General features: G+C 35.9%; 26 protein-coding genes. 3 read left to right on the plus strand and 23 right to left on the minus strand.

Annotated elements, in window-relative coordinates:
- Nucleotides 1-30: 30 nt before the first annotated feature.
- Nucleotides 31-627, plus strand: a complete 597-nt coding sequence (locus tag MSWAN_RS08045; protein WP_013826133.1) for a PsbP-related protein — start codon at nt 31-33, stop codon at nt 625-627.
- Between the two features lie 8 nt (nt 628-635).
- Here MSWAN_RS08045 and MSWAN_RS08050 read toward each other — a convergent pair whose 3' ends face one another.
- The 14 genes from MSWAN_RS08050 to MSWAN_RS08115 form a co-directional block, all read right to left on the minus strand.
- Nucleotides 636-842 carry a hypothetical protein gene (locus MSWAN_RS08050; RefSeq protein WP_013826134.1) on the minus strand — a complete coding sequence of 69 codons (207 nt, stop codon included), beginning with the start codon at nt 840-842 and terminating at the stop codon, nt 636-638.
- 5 nt (nt 843-847) lie between these two features.
- Nucleotides 848-1,378 (minus strand): hypothetical protein, encoded by a 531-nt coding sequence (locus tag MSWAN_RS08055; protein WP_013826135.1) that lies wholly within the window; start codon nt 1,376-1,378, stop codon nt 848-850.
- An 86-nt stretch (nt 1,379-1,464) separates the two neighbouring features.
- Nucleotides 1,465-2,232 (minus strand): hypothetical protein, encoded by a 768-nt coding sequence (locus tag MSWAN_RS08060; protein ID WP_013826136.1) that lies wholly within the window; start codon nt 2,230-2,232, stop codon nt 1,465-1,467.
- A gap of 6 nt (nt 2,233-2,238) precedes the next feature.
- Nucleotides 2,239-2,433 carry a hypothetical protein gene (locus MSWAN_RS08065; RefSeq protein WP_013826137.1) on the minus strand — a complete coding sequence of 65 codons (195 nt, stop codon included), beginning with the start codon at nt 2,431-2,433 and terminating at the stop codon, nt 2,239-2,241.
- Between the two features lie 87 nt (nt 2,434-2,520).
- Nucleotides 2,521-2,952, minus strand: a complete 432-nt coding sequence (locus tag MSWAN_RS08070) for a hypothetical protein (protein ID WP_144011570.1) — start codon at nt 2,950-2,952, stop codon at nt 2,521-2,523.
- 32 nt (nt 2,953-2,984) lie between these two features.
- Nucleotides 2,985-3,419 carry a hypothetical protein gene (locus tag MSWAN_RS08075; protein ID WP_013826139.1) on the minus strand — a complete coding sequence of 145 codons (435 nt, stop codon included), beginning with the start codon at nt 3,417-3,419 and terminating at the stop codon, nt 2,985-2,987.
- Nucleotides 3,420-3,809, minus strand: coding sequence for a hypothetical protein (locus MSWAN_RS08080; protein ID WP_013826140.1), 390 nt, complete (start codon nt 3,807-3,809; stop codon nt 3,420-3,422).
- 1 nt (nt 3,810) lies between these two features.
- Nucleotides 3,811-4,200: a hypothetical protein gene (locus MSWAN_RS08085; RefSeq protein ID WP_013826141.1), complete on the minus strand. Its 390-nt coding sequence runs from the start codon at nt 4,198-4,200 to the stop codon at nt 3,811-3,813.
- A 12-nt stretch (nt 4,201-4,212) separates the two neighbouring features.
- Nucleotides 4,213-4,746, minus strand: a complete 534-nt coding sequence (locus tag MSWAN_RS08090) for a hypothetical protein (protein WP_013826142.1) — start codon at nt 4,744-4,746, stop codon at nt 4,213-4,215.
- A gap of 47 nt (nt 4,747-4,793) precedes the next feature.
- A complete protein-coding gene (locus tag MSWAN_RS08095; RefSeq protein WP_013826143.1) occupies nt 4,794-5,678 on the minus strand; it encodes an encapsulin in 885 nt (294 codons plus the stop codon).
- 15 nt (nt 5,679-5,693) lie between these two features.
- Nucleotides 5,694-6,158, minus strand: coding sequence for a hypothetical protein (locus tag MSWAN_RS08100; RefSeq protein ID WP_013826144.1), 465 nt, complete (start codon nt 6,156-6,158; stop codon nt 5,694-5,696).
- Nucleotides 6,159-6,163: 5 nt separating this feature from the next.
- Nucleotides 6,164-8,119, minus strand: coding sequence for a hypothetical protein (locus MSWAN_RS08105; protein WP_013826145.1), 1,956 nt, complete (start codon nt 8,117-8,119; stop codon nt 6,164-6,166).
- 38 nt (nt 8,120-8,157) lie between these two features.
- On the minus strand, nt 8,158-8,931 hold the full coding sequence (locus MSWAN_RS08110; protein ID WP_048188041.1) for a hypothetical protein: 774 nt from the start codon (nt 8,929-8,931) through the stop codon (nt 8,158-8,160).
- On the minus strand, nt 8,903-9,538 hold the full coding sequence (locus MSWAN_RS08115; protein ID WP_013826147.1) for a hypothetical protein: 636 nt from the start codon (nt 9,536-9,538) through the stop codon (nt 8,903-8,905). The genes MSWAN_RS08110 and MSWAN_RS08115 overlap by 29 nt, the downstream gene beginning before the upstream one ends.
- Before the next feature lie 86 nt (nt 9,539-9,624).
- Between MSWAN_RS08115 and MSWAN_RS08120 the strand changes: the two genes are divergently transcribed.
- Nucleotides 9,625-9,906 carry a DUF7557 family protein gene (locus MSWAN_RS08120; RefSeq protein WP_013826148.1) on the plus strand — a complete coding sequence of 94 codons (282 nt, stop codon included), beginning with the start codon at nt 9,625-9,627 and terminating at the stop codon, nt 9,904-9,906.
- Nucleotides 9,907-10,137, plus strand: coding sequence for a hypothetical protein (locus MSWAN_RS08125; RefSeq protein WP_013826149.1), 231 nt, complete (start codon nt 9,907-9,909; stop codon nt 10,135-10,137).
- A gap of 443 nt (nt 10,138-10,580) precedes the next feature.
- Here MSWAN_RS08125 and MSWAN_RS08130 read toward each other — a convergent pair whose 3' ends face one another.
- The 9 genes from MSWAN_RS08130 to MSWAN_RS08170 all read right to left on the minus strand — a co-directional run bounded on the left by MSWAN_RS08130 (nt 10,581) and on the right by MSWAN_RS08170 (nt 16,852).
- Nucleotides 10,581-10,820 (minus strand): hypothetical protein, encoded by a 240-nt coding sequence (locus MSWAN_RS08130; RefSeq protein ID WP_013826151.1) that lies wholly within the window; start codon nt 10,818-10,820, stop codon nt 10,581-10,583.
- 94 nt (nt 10,821-10,914) lie between these two features.
- Complete coding sequence (locus MSWAN_RS08135) at nt 10,915-12,345, minus strand: phage portal family protein (protein ID WP_013826152.1); 1,431 nt, start codon at nt 12,343-12,345, stop codon at nt 10,915-10,917.
- A gap of 4 nt (nt 12,346-12,349) precedes the next feature.
- A complete protein-coding gene (locus MSWAN_RS12325) occupies nt 12,350-13,942 on the minus strand; it encodes a hypothetical protein (protein ID WP_052296853.1) in 1,593 nt (530 codons plus the stop codon).
- Complete coding sequence (locus tag MSWAN_RS08145; RefSeq protein WP_013826154.1) at nt 13,917-14,498, minus strand: hypothetical protein; 582 nt, start codon at nt 14,496-14,498, stop codon at nt 13,917-13,919. Before MSWAN_RS08145 ends, MSWAN_RS12325 begins: the two co-directional genes overlap by 26 nt.
- Before the next feature lie 126 nt (nt 14,499-14,624).
- Entirely contained in the window at nt 14,625-14,867 is a 243-nt protein-coding gene (locus MSWAN_RS08150) for a hypothetical protein (RefSeq protein WP_048188042.1), read from the minus strand.
- A 5-nt stretch (nt 14,868-14,872) separates the two neighbouring features.
- Complete coding sequence (locus MSWAN_RS08155; RefSeq protein WP_013826156.1) at nt 14,873-15,172, minus strand: hypothetical protein; 300 nt, start codon at nt 15,170-15,172, stop codon at nt 14,873-14,875.
- A gap of 42 nt (nt 15,173-15,214) precedes the next feature.
- Nucleotides 15,215-15,583, minus strand: coding sequence for a hypothetical protein (locus MSWAN_RS08160; RefSeq protein ID WP_013826157.1), 369 nt, complete (start codon nt 15,581-15,583; stop codon nt 15,215-15,217).
- A gap of 289 nt (nt 15,584-15,872) precedes the next feature.
- A complete protein-coding gene (locus MSWAN_RS08165) occupies nt 15,873-16,253 on the minus strand; it encodes a hypothetical protein (RefSeq protein WP_048188044.1) in 381 nt (126 codons plus the stop codon).
- Nucleotides 16,247-16,852 carry a hypothetical protein gene (locus MSWAN_RS08170; RefSeq protein WP_013826159.1) on the minus strand — a complete coding sequence of 202 codons (606 nt, stop codon included), beginning with the start codon at nt 16,850-16,852 and terminating at the stop codon, nt 16,247-16,249. The genes MSWAN_RS08165 and MSWAN_RS08170 overlap by 7 nt, the downstream gene beginning before the upstream one ends.
- Nucleotides 16,853-16,894: the final 42 nt, after the last annotated feature.

Genomic DNA, 16,894 nt, shown 5'->3' on the forward strand with positions numbered 1-16,894 from the left:
TAAGAGATTAAATAAGGAAAAGGGAAACCTATGAAAAAAAGATACATTATATTGGTTTTTATTCTTGCAGTTGCAATTTTTTTTATAATGGGATCTGCATCAACAACAAGTTATAGCAATAAATATTATTCTTTTGAATATCCTCATAATTGGACCAAAGAGAACGATACTTATAATGCTTACGAAAGTACCACCACATTATACCCCAATTATTCTGATCTGAAAGGAAAAGTCAATATTGTACTAACTGGCCCTGAAGAGGAACCTAATAATTATAGTATAAACGATTCTAGGGATCTTTTCATATACACCAATAGTAAAGTTTTTCCAAATGCGTCCTATTTTGAAGATAAAGATCTAACTAATGATCCTGAGTTCAAGGTCTTGATGAATAAAACGGTCACGATAAATGGGATGAATGGGTTTGATGTCGTTATTTATGATGCAACACCATGGTACCTAAATTCCCCCCATGAAATCATAGAGGAAGTCATGTTACAAAAAGGAAATAAAATTTATACATTAAAATTAACATGTTCTCCAGAGGCTTTAGCACAGGATCCTAACATATTCAATAGCACCCATAGAGAATTTGAAACTGTTGCGAACAGCTTCAAAGTGACTTAATTTTATTTTTATCCCTTTTGTTTTTCCCTGGCTTTACGTTTCAGTTCATTGTTTTTGCGTATATGTTGTTGACGTGCTACTTCCTTCTCTTCTTCAGTCATCTTTGGTTCTTCGTTTGATCTATGTCTGTACATTATATCTTCAGCTTCACTCATCCCCATGTTTAAGACAAGTTCTTTACTGTATCCTGTTTCACATTGGATATGAGCCACCATATACCTTACTTTTTGGATTTGTTCTTTGCTGGTCGGCCTCTTTTTCCTTTTACTTCTTTTTTTTTACCATTTCCAGTTTCTTCTTTCTCTTCAGGACGTGGGACTTCAGGTTGTGCCAGTTGTATCATCATATTTGCAACTGTCTTTGCATAGGAGATAGGTATTCTATAATCTGGAATTTGATTAAGTTCTTCAATAGATACATCATTCTTTAGACCTAAGAGGGCACGTTTCATTCCTCTTTGTGCAAGTTTCCAGTGGATTTTCTCAACTTCGCCCTGTAATTTTTCTATCTTTTTCCATACATCCTGGACTTGATCATTTTCTTCTATAGTATACTCCTTTACAAGTTTATCAGGGCCTATTTCAGTTTCCACTAATTCTGCCCTTTTAGTTACTTTTTGAACTTCATGAGCGTATTCGTTTATTGCAATTATCAAATCGTTATCAACTATTTTATATTCAGTTAATTCCCCTTTCTGCCCATCGAATTCAATCGTTTCAGTTTTATAGAGTTTTGGTATTTCTAAGACCATTTTTAATCTTCCTTTCCTTGATTTTTATAAAAAGTATTGCTAAAAAAATAAAATAAAAAAATAGTTAGTAAATTTAAGACTAACTATTATACTGCATCTGGTAACACAAGAACTGGCATTTTAGCCACTGTCATATCAAGTGTTAATCCACCGTTATCTCCTGCTTTTATGTTAGGTAAATCTGGGGCTATTCTGCACTGATCGAAGTAGATACGGCCTAGGTTATCTCCTTCCCAGTCAATTGTCATGTATCCTTTAAGGTTGATCGGTTTCTTCCTGAGACTGTATGCAGTGTATCCTGTTACGGCTGTTTCATCTCCTGTGTAAGGTCCATAAAAGAGTTTCTTGTAATATTCAAAGAAATCTTTTGAAAGGACCTGTTCAGCTTTTAGGCTGATAGCTATGTTTCCATACGCTGTAACTGTGTCTGTACTCCTAATACGTGCAATATCTTTAGTTGTCTGCTTAACAGTTGGGGTTAAATCCTGTGTGAAAAACGGTTCCATCTCTTCGTAGTAAGATGCAAGTACGCTGTCAACATCAGCTGTAGCTGGAGCTGTTGCTAATGAGAATCCATCTTCTATTGTTTCACCTGTTGCAGCAAGTGAAGTTGTTAAGGCACTGATTGTTGCAACTGTATCAACTGTTCCCTTTCTCAAATATGCTGTTATATCTGCAATTGTTGGAAGTATTCCCATTCCTGCAGCTGGATAAATTGGGGCTCTACTTACTTTGAAGTCTTTATTGGTTCCATTTACAGTTCCCACACATGCTTCTTTAGTTACTGGTGGGGCTACATAAAATCCAAATGTATCCGAACTGAGTATATCTTCATTACTTATATCTACAAACATTTCTTATCATTCCTCCTTTATTTCAGGTTTAGATTCAGGCTTTTTAGGGCCTTTAATCAATTTATCAATCTTTTCAAGTTCTTTATCTACATCAAAATTCTTTATCTGTGGGCCAAAACTGTGCACATAATTTTTTGCACCTTCAAAGTCCTTATTATCACAGTAACGTTTGATAACGTTCGTTAACTGTGTTTTATTCATGTCTGGAATGTTAAACACCTCCAAAATTTAATTAAAAAATAGTTTAAAGCCCAAGCTAGGGGGTACAAAAATTATGGAAAAATTTAATTATACATCTTCAGACTCAATCAAACGACCAGAATATTCAAAATTAAGCTGAGAAGCATAGTAAATAACACTATCAATCTTTAAAAGTGTGTTTATATCTGAATTACAAGCTTTAGGATCAACTCTTCCACCTTGTAACCTTTTACCTAGCGATGGACTTTTAGCCATCATTTGGATAGTAATATCTGGAACTGCTTTGAAACGGTCTTCTGCATCTGCAATAACATTACCGTCTTTATCATAGCGACGGAATAAAAAGAATATTTTCCCACTGCAGGAGACTGTAAATCTTTGATGTGTCCCTCTCTTCAAACTCCCATTAGTAAGAGGATCCTGAACTGTGATTATAGCATTCCTATCTTCAAGGTCTTCAAAAGGTCCGGTTCCAAATGTATCTATGGCCTGTTCTCCTTTGTAATGGACTGTTTTCATCCATTCTAAGAGTATTGTTTCTAATTCTTTTCTCATTCATCCACCATCCAACTTCCAAGTTCATCCAAAGCCGGATCCACTCCAGGATCCATCTGATCACGTGCATCTGCAACATAATCATTAGGTGCAGTTCCAGGATGTTGTACTGATTTAACAGGGTGCATTGCTCCAGGCCAGTATAATGCTTGAACGTTCACGGCACGTATCTCATGTGGTTGTGTTCCACCTATAATCCATATTGCTTGAGGTGCATCAGGCCATGCAACGCCTTCAAGTCCATCCACTTCTACCTTTGTTTCATCACGATTTTGCCCTGTACGAACTGGTGAAAGTACTTCTTCTACAGCTGCAGCAACATTTGTGATTTCCAGTACAGTATCTGATCCTTTTTGAGGGAGATTGTCTAATCTATCCTGGAAAAATTCAAGGATTTCAGATTTATCAGTAGTTGAAGTTATTTCTCCCATTTAGGATCCTCCTGCCCTTGTCAAATAAACATTGATGTGTGTCTTCTTTGGAATCGGTTTTAACATCTTATAGGTATATGTATTACCATATCCATAGTCAACTTTAAGAGTTGTATCCTTATTCAAGTATTGTGCATCTTTTAACATAAAATGAGCTACAGCATCCCCAGATTCTAGGACTGTGTTATTGATTATTCTTTCACTTCCATCTAAAATCTTTAAACTGCATCTGAGAGAAACATCAGTTGTATCAACTTGAACCTGACCATTATCATTTCTCACCTTATTCCCATCTTTATCCAGTTGAGGTGTACGGTAAACTATGTTGACATCAACCCCATAATCTCGGACTATCCTGTTAAAACTAGCAATTGCTGTAGCTAAACCCATCTTACAGCCTCCCACATCCAATATCAAGGTCAGACCCTATGACTGTTGGGGTTATCATGGCACGGTGTAGTTTGTACTGTTCTTCATAACTTTTTCTTCCATTGTTTTCTGCAGCGAATACAACCTGGAAATCCCCATCTTTGAGAGTAGTTGGTTCTTTTGAAGATGGGATCAAATCTTCTGATTCCATCCATGAGAGTACAGCAAATACAACAGCTTTTTTTGCATCCCTGTTTGAACTTGTAAGGCTTGCATTTACATGAGTTAAAAGTTCTTCTGATTCATCTGATATATGCCAGGCTATATTTTCAGCATTAGCGGTCATCACTGCAGAATCAACATTTCCTTCATGCTTTACATCATCAGAGGTACAAAGATCTCCATCTGCCATGATGATCCCCCATCATTTAATTAATTTAAGTTCTTTTAGAATCAGTGCCTGTACTCTTAGGATCTTCTGGTTTTCTTCAGTTAATCTACTTGCATTATTTTCCAGTTTTTCAGATTCTTCTTTAGCCCATCTGAGAGTATGTTTATCTTTCCATATTCCAGGGGCCTGTGTTTCCCATGCGTACCCTTTGGATTTAGTGGCCATCCTTGCTGATGTCTGTTCGGGTTCGTCATGGTACTCTACAAGAGTATATATGAGCTGTTCACATTTTGGACATTCAATTGTAGTGGCCTTACTGCCTTTTTGCATATAATCTTCAGGTTTTAAACCTAAGTTTTTCCCACATTTGGGACATTTAATCTCTTTAATCCTTTTCTCTTCATCTTTGAGGTGGTTCTTTATCTTAACCTGTTTTAATTGTCTGATCTGTAAATCAATTTCAGCATCACTCAATTCCTTTTCTGGTTTTTTCTGAACCTGCTCCTTAACTTCCTCAGTTCCTGAAACCTGTTCTTTAACCTCTTCTGTTTTCTTTCCTTTTGTCATCTTCTTAAACCTCCATTATTTAAAAATAAAAAGTTTAAACTCCTTGTTTAAGGAGTTGTATCAAAGAGGTTCTGAAGTGGTAGGAATGCATCAAAGTGGTGTATATCTGTTGCCTGGAAGGTTTCAGTATTGAAGTATATCATATCTCCCTTGTCAGGAACTCCACCCTGTACTGGGAATGTGTTGATATCCTCTTCAACGTTCCTTTCAGCAATATCTACACCAAAGTATTCAAGAAGACCAGTTCCTGCAGCCAAAGCTGCTGTTGCGTATATATCATTAACTCCATTTTGGAACTGTGGTATCTTTGCTATGAAATCAAGGTATGTTGCACTTGTATTTGGAACCCTTTTAGATAACTGGCCAAATGCAAGAGGATCTAAAGCTAATTTCATAGGCATTCCTGTGTATAGTTGAGTGCTTGCAAGTTCTGCAACAGCTTCAACTATGGTATCATCAGGAACTCCAACCTGGTTCCATGCTTTACCATCTGCTAAAACAAATGGAGTTAAACCTGCATCCTCGTAGATTCCTTTAACGCCTCTATTTTTATCACCATTGAAAATTATGTCATCAAGACTTTCTGCAACAATTCTACCGGACTGCCTTGCATCTTCCCCATTAAGGGCTGAAGTTCCTTCACGTTTGTAGGCATCAAGAGATTTTCTATGCATATCAAAACCGTATGCATGCTCTACAACTTGAACGGTTTTAGGTGTCCTCTCTCCATTTTCACGAGGTATAGTTCTTAATTTAAATCCTCTTTTGGCTTTACCTGTGAAGTTTGCAACCTGATCTCTGGTAACTGTTGCACTACCTGGTGGTAAATCCTCTCCTCTTGCAAGTAAAAATGTTCCTACTAATGGGGCCTTGTAAGCCTTTATAACCTGAGTACTGTAATAATTTGTAATTGCTTGTGGTAAGTATCCCATATTTACGCCTCCTTTTTACAATAATGATTTAAACGGAATTATATCTCCAGTTTGACCTGCTTTGTAAGCTTTACCAAGTCTTGTTTTTGGTTCTGCAAATGCAGCATCTAATTCAGCTTTTGTTGGTGATGCTGAAAATGTCGGTGCAGTTTCTGCAGCTGCAAGTCCTCCAGCCATAGGTACAAGTATATCACCAAAGTTTACAGGGCCTCCAAGTTTAACCCAAAGAGTTCCTGAATCATAAAGGGTTGGACTTTCCCCTATCTGATACCCAGTCCTTTTAACAAAACCTCCATTACCATCAGACATCATTTCATCATCTGTTGGTATTGCAACAGCTAAAGGCTGTGATCCTGCAGTTGCAAGGTTAACTTTTGTTTTATCAGTTGCATCTATGGCAACGATAGTATATTCTGGTATGGCTACACCTGCAGTGAGGTCTAAAGCTATTTCATGTCCATTAAATGGTCTTTTTCCCATCTTAATCACTCCCTTCCTTGTTTATCTAATTCTGCTCTGAGGGCTTTCTCTTCCTTAGCGTATTTGTCTGCATCCTTCTTTAGGCCATCATCAAATACATCAGGTATATCTCCATCAGGAGTTCTTTTGAGGATTCCTTTCATGATTCTACTTCCATCTTTGATGGCTTTATCAAGGTCCTCTTTAACTTCTTCTTCAGTTAGACCGTACTCTTCAACAAGAGCTTTGGTTAAATCCTCTTCTGTGTAATTTGGTTCTGGTTCTTCAGGACCTACAGGGTTTAATTTCTTATGCATTTCAAGAGCTTTAGAAACGAGGATATTGTGGTCTTTCTTCTCAATTCTTTTGTTAAGAGTATCAATCATTGTACCCTGTGTTTTAATGAGCTTATCCTGGTCTTCAACAGTTTTTTCAAGAGTGTTAACCTTTTTTTCCATGTTTATATTTTTATCCACAACTACACCTCCATTTGTAGTAGGGGCTGGATCTCCAGCTCCACCATTTGGTCCAGGTTCTAAACCTGGTTCTTGTGTTGGCTCTTCGATTCCAAGCAATCCTTTAAAGAACTGCTTAACCTCATCTCCACCTTCCTTAATTTTCTTTAATATTCCTTCATCCATCCCTTTTAAATCTTCAGGGAGTTCTAAACTTTTATCTGTCACATTACCACCTCTATTTTTTGGTTTAACGGCTTTAATAACCCATTTACTTTCTTCTAATGATTTTGTAACCATCTGTAAACTAATACGTACAGGATCACCTAATTTGACATCTGTATCTCCATTATCCTTGGTTTCTCGAGTGTATGGGATTTTGTAAATGTCATCACTATTGCTTAAATTCCAACTATCGCTTACGATAATTGAGTCTGGTTGTGTATATTGAAGCTGGCAGTTACGATTATAACCACCATATTGACTAGGAGTTCCGTATCTCTGGTCTAATGCTCCATTTATCTCTGCTTGTATTGTTTCAAAGGCATTGTCTACAGTTATTACATCTTTTTTAACTTTCACATGATTCCCTCCAATAGATTTTTTATTCTCATCGTCGTCAATCAGTTTTAAGAGTTCATCCGCCGCATCATAGAGTGCCGTATTTTTACCAGCTGAACTCATACCTCCTGCAGCTGCAGTTTTAGCAGATATAACTCCTTGACGGTATATTTTACCGTTCTTTCCAATCTCAAAGCCATAACTACCTGATAACTCCGCATCCATGTCTGGATGTACTGCTAAGGCATATTTCTTGTATTCATCAATGTCACTATCAAAATCAGAAAATAATGGTTTACTCCATGGGCCGTTGTTGACATTTCCATCATTTATCTGTTCTTTTGCAAAATCAAGACACGTCTGATTGACTACATAATCGCTCTTTTTGATTTTTTCAAGATCCAATGATTTCATGATCTGATTACACATTGGGCATGCTTTTTCCACTGCTCTTGCTGTTCCTCTTGTATCCCATGCTGCAGGTATATCTGTTAATGCTGCTTTGTAGAGTTCTATTCCATCAATTCCACGTTTTCCTTCTTTGTTCCGAGGTAATGTTTTGGTTGCACTTCCAGTTATGCTTCCACCTAATGGAAGTCCTGTATCAATAATATCTCTGATTGTGTCTTCCCATTCTTTTCTTACCTTTAAATCTACATAGACTATTGAACTTACGCCTTGTTTTTCTTCCCATGAATCAACAACAGGACCTATTAAACTTCTTAAACCGTCTTTATGGTAATCATCAATGTTAATTCCTGTATAAGCCTTAGTATCTGGATTAAAACCTAGGCCTTTTGCTTGCTTGACTATGTCATTGATTGCGTTCTTGGTCATGTAGTCATCTTGTAAGTCATCCTGATCGCTACTAATACCAAACTCGATGTGATAATAGCCATCATTGCCCTCATAAGACTTAGTAATTGGCATCTTGAATGTGAATTCTTTCTTTAATAGGCTTGTCAATTAATCACCTCCAAAAATTAGTTAATTAAAAATAAAAATTATTTAAAAAATTTAGTTAAATGCTTAAAAAATTTAGAAAATAAATTTGAATCTTTTAATCTTTTAGTCCATGAACTGAAAACTTCCTCTTCAGGGAATACAATCACTGGGTCAGCCATTGGGTCATTGCACTGGTCTCCGAAGTGTATTGGCTCTGGAAATTGGTCTGCAGGGTATGGGCCATCATCAACTGCTTGCAAACATTCATCACAAGTATTGGGGCCGGTTGGGTTCCATGGTATTTGAATTGATGCTCCATATTCATTTACGGCCTGGATATAAGTGTCAAGAGCTCCTGATTTATACGCTTCTAAGTCTCCAAACATTCCCATTTTGTCATTAGCTTGTTCGGCCCATCTCATTGAAGTATTTTCAACTGTTCTAGTGTCTTCAAGTCTTCCTTGCTGTTTGAGTTCTTCACCCATTTGTTGATATTGCTTTAAATCCGCATCACTGAAGGCATAGGATAAATCTTGAACTGATGCGTCCATATTTGCGGGGTCTATCTCCATTCTCATGATACTGTTGAAAGTATCATCTGGAATATCACTGACAGATATAGGTGTGTCTGCTAAAACTGGGGAATCTATTGCACCGGAAGGTTGTAAACTTTGAACTACAAATGCAGCACCAAGTAATCCTGCAGTTTCAAAAAGCCAGTTACTATCCTCATCAGATTTTTCATTTGCATCTTGATAATATCCATCAAGATCATAGTCAGGATCATCATCAATCAGCTGAGGTTTAACCTTTTGCTGAGTTGCCATATCCATCCGACCAACCTTTACTGTAAAATGCGTTCCGTATTCTGCCTCTTAAAACTAGTCCGTAATCTTCAATCATTTTTTGTTGCCAATCAATGATAAATTGCAATCTCACAGGATTATCTGGTATTATAGGTTTGTACTTTGCACCTTGTTTTTTAGCAGCTGCAAGAAGGTAAGAAGTTGCCTCATCTGCACCTATTTTATAAGTATTGGTTTGATAATCTTTAACAATCCCTTGTCCATTGGATATATAATCCTCAATATATCCATCAAAAAGTCCTATTTCCTTTTTTATTTCTGAATATTTCTCCTCAAAAGAAGTAGTTGGAAGTTTTTTAGCTAATAATTTAGAGGTAGGAGTATTAACTGAGTCCTCCAAGCATGTTAATAATGATTGACGATATTCAAGGTTCCTTTCTGATGCTTTACCTTCACCAAGATTTAGATTTGGTTTAAAAGTTAATGGTGCAATTTTTTTAAGAACCAAAGGATAATCATGTTCCATTTTTCTTAATTTTACTGCTGCCTTTTCAAGTTCTTTGATTTCTGGAATTGCATTTAAAAGAAGACTATCAAATAGGTCTTCATCAACTGCAATCATTTGTTTAGTCATAGGATAACCTCTAAAACTTGTTTAAAATAAACATGGATGCTAAGTTATAAGTAGTATAAAATTTATAAATAGTATAAGTGATAAGAATGGTTAAAACAATAAAAATATCAAATGAAACACATGAAGAACTCTCTAAAATTGGATCTAAGGGTGAAACATACGAGGATATAATTAAAAGATTGTTAAACTCATATTTGGATGAATATGAAATTGAGATGTTGACAACATCATTAGAGTTAAATCTTAGAGAAAGTTGGAATAAATGGACTAATGAATCACAAAAAACTGCAAAAGATATATTAACCAAACTGGAAAATACGGGATTTTATGAAATTCCAAAAGGAATTAAACAAATAATGGGTGATTAAATGAGTACTGATAAAGAGTTTTTTCAAGGATTACGAGATTATTATAAGGAACGTAATAATCAGCGTATAGATGAATACTATTCCAAAAAACTTAAATATGAATCACATCCAACACAAGAGAATAATGAGGAATATCAAAAGGAAAGAATGGAATTAATTAAATTATTAGGGGAATCTGCAGTTGAATATATTGATTTAAAAGGTTTAGCTCCTTTAAAGGTGATTAAATGATCAATATGGGTAAAATGATTATCAGTTTTAGACCTAATAATATATTATATTCTCAAAGATTGAATGATGGCACAAAAGGAATTTATATGAGTAAAGATACTTTAACATTTTTAAATAAGAATAAATAATCTGTATTAGATTTACTAAACTTTAATTCGCTTATTTTGTTTAATGCTTTCTGTTTGGCTTCAATTTCATTTTTTGCATCAACATTTATTCCTGCTTTTGTTCAATTTTATAAATGTGAACATGGTATTCTGACATATTATCCCCAACTTCGTAAAATCGTGCTATAACGAAGTAAATATTTTGAAGTATTTAATCAAAGCTCTCACGATGCTTGAATTGTACATAATTAGTAAGTCTGAAATGAACAGAATAAGAAAAAATTAGAATAGGGTGAAATATGTTCAAATCAATATTTCACAAAGCATTTAATCCTCTCAATCTTCACTCAAAAATTTATTAATATTCTGAATTACATTAGAAGCACATGCATTTCCAGGGCCTGTTTCTTCATGTTTGCTTTCTCTCACAACACCAGACTCATCTTCTAATCTTAAAATCATTGTAAATTTATCATTGAAACCAAGGTATCTTTCTTTGGTCCTTTTTTCTCTCAATGCCATAAAGGTTTGAAGTTCTTTATCTGTGAACTGTTCTAAAACGTTTTCATCTTTCATTTAATTCCCTCATCACTTTTCCAAATCAATTCTTTTCTTCAAGTCATGCCTTTCTCCAGGGAATTTTCTTTTATTCTTTTTGGACTTCTTTTTCTTAAATTGGAACTCTTGCATGTTGCACGCCTCCATTTATCTGTGCAATTAAACCATATTCTGCTAATACTTTTTTAACCACGTTTAACTGTACCTTCTCACCAGTTGCGGCGGTTACTGCTTGAGGACTTGGCATTGGATCCATATCTTTCCATTCGTCACCACCAAGATCAACTGCTGCAGGTAAGTTTAATTCTCCACGAACTTCAGGTCTAGAAATTGCTCCAGTTGGCCATGCAGCTGCAACAATTTGGGCTGCTTTTAAAAGGTCCTTAGATAAGAAGGGATTATAACTCACTTCAAGATGACCTTCATTAATGTCATTTTGATATAAGACTTCTTGAGCTGTGTTCTGGATTATTGGAGTATATATTGAATTTCTAACTCCATTTTCTTGTTTGGATATGAAAACATCAGTCAATGCTTCCAAAGTAGCTCTATTGACAACCTGTGATTGTGCATAAGCAAGTAATGTTAAAGGTACTCCAAATTTAAAAGCTATACTTTCCAAGGTTTGCTGTTCAAGTTCCACCATCTTAACTTCTTTACCAGCAAATGATGATTGTTCAATATCCATCCAGTCATAGCCTGCAGCTGTTCCACCACGTTCTGCAACTTTTTGGTAATATTTTGCACTGTCATTTAGTAAACCTTTAGCTTCCTGCCAAGAGTTCATGATCTTTGATTTTAAAGGACTTTCTCCCATCTTTGCAGTGTCTATCTTTACTGACTGCATGATCTGACTATAGATATGCCCCAATTTATTTCTGTAATGTGGGAATCTTGCAAGGGTTCGTAAATCAGTTAAAGACCTTTGAATGGCAGAATGGCCTAAAACTGCCCTTGTTGAAAGGTTGTTTTGAGTCCTATATATCACTCTGTCCTGGCTGAAACTAGGTCCTGAAGCTCCATCAATTGGTAACTGTTGAAATTTTAATGTTCCTGTTGAATCTTTCATCACATTACGTATACTTTCATCAGTCAAACCCATTGGATTGATACAATCTACGCCAGTTACTCCTGCATAAGGGTTGCTATAAAATTCTCCAAGTCCATTATACGTTTTTACAATGACACTTCTTGCAAGGACTCTGAAATAGGTTCCAAACTGCATCATCGTAGTGTAAAAATCACGCTGTCTGAAATCCTCTTCAACCAGTTTTTGGGCTGCTTTACCATCCTCTTCATCTTCAAATCCTTTTGGTTTTAAAGTCCAGCCTATGCCAAGATCCACGTAGTTTTGCAGATCTACAAATGGACCTGCACCTCCACGAGTATAATGCAATATGAGCTCCCATTCATTGGCTGCAGGCATGTCTAGAAGTTGTATAATATCCCAGAATCTGAAAGTTGGATCATATCTCTGTATTAAATTAAGGATCTGATCCATCCTATCATCTGCAAGGATTGGAGGATTATCATTTACTGTCATATTTTCACCTACTATATGCTGCACCCATTAATCTTGGATCGAATGGAATGGCTTTTTCTCCCTCATCAGGTATGTCAAATTCACCAAAAGCTCCTGATGAAGCATCAATGAAATCCTTATGCCGTCCACCAGGGAAAGCAGTACACACCTTTTTATAACGATTTATTGCATCTTCCTCTGTTTCATATACTAGTTTTCCCTTTATTTTCAATCCCATCATGTTAGGACCGGGAGCTTTATTGTAAATATATACCTTATTCACTTTAGCCCAATTACTAAAAGGAACAGCCCTTTGTTCTTTGTTCATATTTCTAGGTTCAATTATACCTTCAAACAAATACCCTGGCATCTGCAAACTATACTTTTTGGCTTGTCCTTTACCTGCACCACCCGGATCTTGAGGTACACAGTACTTTTTAAGGTTGCCATTTTGCAACTTTTTACCTCCAAGTCTTGCACTCTGAAGGATATTGGTCATCACAACATCATCCTCTTCCCACATTTCATCCATGTAGGTTATGAAGATACGTCTATCCTGCGTTAATGCTAATCTGATTACAGCAGTTGCGGCTCCACGTAAGCTTATTGGTGTGTTTTCAGGGTATGAAGTTGCTGCAAGGTCTGCCCATTGTACCTCTTGGATGATATTATTTGGGAGGTAATCAACGACTTCAAAATAGTTATCCTGGAAATAGTTTCCTTCACGAGGTTTCGGGTCCTGCTGGTGAATGCAGTTGAACTCATATTCCCCAATATCCTTTTTTATTTGGAGTAAATCATTGCGGTCTCTTTCTTCAGGGTGTAAAGGTTCTCCAGGTTCACGGCCCAATATGTCATTTTCCTCTGCCAGTTCAGGCAAACGAAGATAAACCCATGTAGCCCCTAACTTTTCACCCTTCCTTAACTTGATTAAAGCTTCCTCTGCACTTATCCATTTACGATTTTTTGTCAAAGTTCCGATCAGATCATTTTGGTCTAATCTCTGGTGGGTAACAATTGTAACCGCTTTTTGTCCAGTTACAGGGTCTCTTTCTCTACGTGAAGAGATGGCTGTATTAAACAGTTGTAAAAGCTTTTCTTGATGTCTTTCACTTTGGGCCTCTTCTATGTTTTTGGTAGGATCATCAACTATAATCCAATGTCCACCATGTCCTAAAACTCCACCATTTGTAGAGTTACAATAAAACTCTCCAGGATTTTGAATTTCATCTGTTTTCCTTATTTTAAAGAAGCCTTTTCCTTTCGTATCTTTACTTAAGGTTGGCTTTAATGGAAATAAATAGCCGTAGGTATCTAGATAATCTTTAACGTTTGCTCCAAAACCTCTAACAAGTTCAGCATCATAAGATACAAGAATAATCTTTGCATAAGGTCTATTTCCAAGGATATATGCAGGGAATATATTTGAAATCTGCCATGATTTTCCAAGCCTTGGGGATAAAGAAACTGCTAAATTTTCTATCTGACCATTCATACAGTAATGTAGCAATTCAATTATGAGGTTTAAATAAGGTCTAGGCTCCCAGGTTTCATTTGTTACTATGCGGCTGAAATCCCACAAATCAATAGGTTCACTCTTTGCCTTTGCTACTTGCATAATACTCATCCATTGCCTTTCGCTTAGCTTGGATATATTTAGGATCCTTCATAAGCGAATTAGCAGTATCAATAGAACCACTGTGTCTTTGCTTGATTGTACCGCTCTGTTCAACCTTTTCAGTTGCAACTCCACGAGCTAATCTTTCTGCATCAACACCAATCTTCCAGGTTCTAGCAGCTGCATTCTTACGGCTTTCTAAACTAGCCATTGACCGTTCATCTTCTGTTGCATCTTGAAGGTCATCTAATGCTTCTTTCTGTATTAAAACTGCATCCTCTGCCTGTCTTTCATTCATGTTTTCAATAGCGTTGATGTTCTTTTCACGCTGCCTTTCATCCACATAATCGTCATAGGCCTCTGAACGTTCCACCCAATTATTGTTTGATGAATACTTTTCAAGTTGAGTTGAAGAGATGGATTCTCCCTTACTTTCACCAAACTTTAGCCTTACTTTCTCAATAGATCTTGTAGGCCCTAGGTCACGATAAATACAAAAAAGATGGAAAGCCTTACTTCTTTCCCCTTTTTGTCGGGTCCATATTTGATCGGTCATTTGAATCACTGTAAAAATAGTTTTATGGAACTTTTGTAAAGATCTTTGAAGATCTGAAAAGTTTTCGTAAAGTTCTTGATATTTTTGTAAAGTTTCCTGTAAGTTTCAGGAAGTTTTCTATTAAAATTAGATAGTTATCAAAATTAAACCAGGTTTTTCTTCAACCTTGATACAATTAAAATGATTCTTCAATGTTGCTGCAAGTCCTTTATAATCTTGATATACTTCGACACCCTCACAAGGTAAAGGTTCTTTGATTATTAATTCATGAGCTCCTTTGGCTCTTTGAACTTCACAGTGTGGATGCTCTTCATGGATGTACTCTTCAATAATGTTGAATTTTTGAAGTATTTCCTTGTCAGTACACATCATAATCACCATAAATACTGTGCTAATTTAGTTACAACTACACCCAAAATGATAAATCCCACAGCTTTAATAATCTCTGACCTTTGTTTACTCAATGCTAACTCCGTCCTAAGAGTGCTTAAACCATCCTTTATCTCTAAAAACATTTCTTCAATCTTTTCAGATTTATCTTCAACACCCTTTAATCGTTTTTCAAATGCAGTCCATCTATCCTCATGGAGACATTCGTCATGACCACAATCTTGATTTTGGTTTATTTTGGGGTAATGCACTCCAGGTTCATCTTTGGTTCGTTGTTTTGGCATATTCTGGCCTTCCTTCCTACCCTTCCTAATAAAAAAATAGGATTATTCTTTCCTTTTCTCTGCTATTTTCCTAAACACTCCCGCTACCTTATATTCACCCATTGGTTCATCTAACATTTTAATCAATTTGTTAACTGCTTTCTCCTTATCTAACCTTTCTGATGTTAACTGTGCCTGGAGTAAATTGTTTTCATCATTGATTTTAATACTTGATATCCACTGTGCCAGTATAGCAAAGATAAATACAAGCCATACTACGATAGATCCTACTAGTTGATATTCAGGTGGCATATTATGGACGATTGAATCAATCACATAGCCATAACTACCTACTGCGTTCATTAAAACAATTACAAATGCTGATATCAATGCTATGATACCAGAAATCTTTTGTGCATTTATTGGTTCCATAATTTATTCCTCCGATTTTTTGATTAAACTTTTTTTAAAAGTTTATCAGTAATACTCTAAAATTAGAAATACACGTGTAAACATTTTAAATTAAGCCCTCTAAGGGCTTAGATTAAAGAATAGTAATACTTTTTTTAAAATTATATGAAAATTAGACCTAGGATCGGCTATAAATCCTAGGTTTGGTGGTACATAGATATACAAAAATTCAGTAGGGAGGTAATCCTCTGAAAATTAGAAGGGAACTTTATGTTCCCTTACTAAATGTTGCCCATTGCAATTAATGTGGTCATCTTATACGAATCATAGACAATTTTCTAGATAACCTTTGATGATAATCATCATAATCTGGATTTCCTTCATTATCTAGTTTAACTTTAGGAATTGACATAGTTCCTGGAGTCCATGTTCTCTGAGTTCTTAGTTTTTGGGCATACTCTACTCTTTTCCTTTCAGCCTCATCAAACTTATCTCTTTTTTCCTGTATTCTCTTATTAAATGCCCTCATTTGTAATCTTCTTGCATTTTTAGAACAAACATTAGAACAATACAATCTTTTCCCCTTATTGAGTTGTACAAATAGCTCATGACATATAGGGCAAACCTTCAATACACAACGCCGTGGAGTATATTTAACTCCTTCATGAACTCCCCAACGTGGAACTACCACATTAACACGTCCTCATCTTTCATTTGTACCTGTTGATGTACTAAACCACAGTTGGGACATACTATTTCACCTTTATCTTCATCCATTACATTTACTCTGCAACCACACATCTCACAAGCTGGGGATTCTTTAATTTTATAAATTTGAACTCTCTTTTTATTCTTAATTGCAGCTTCTTGATCGTTTATAACTGATGTAATCCTTGGATGGCTCTTATATTTGATGATAACATCCTGACATCTGTACCCTTTCATTTCAAATTGTCTGAAAAATGATCCTGTACCTCCCTCCACATCAAGAACTCGTGTTGTATTCCCTTTAGAGTATACTTCATCTCCTATCTTCAAGTTTTTCTTAGCAACCAATTCATATACTTTCTTAACTTTTGCAGGCTTCCACTTCTTTTTTATTCGTATATGTGAATAAGGACATGTCCCTATATCTGTTGCAGTTGCATGATGATCTTTGCAACGGGGTTTTCCAGATTGAACTCTTGACGGTAAGGTTTCCAATCCTGGACTAATTGTTGTTTTTTTAATTTTTGAAGGTTGGGAATTTTGTTGTCTTGATTTGGTGATACTCTCAGACTTGTTATTCAAAATAGGCCCCCTTTAGTTCCATAATAATATATCAAACATAAA

The organism is Methanobacterium paludis, from assembly GCF_000214725.1.
In the GTDB taxonomy this organism is placed as follows: domain Archaea; phylum Methanobacteriota; class Methanobacteria; order Methanobacteriales; family Methanobacteriaceae; genus Methanobacterium_C; species Methanobacterium_C paludis.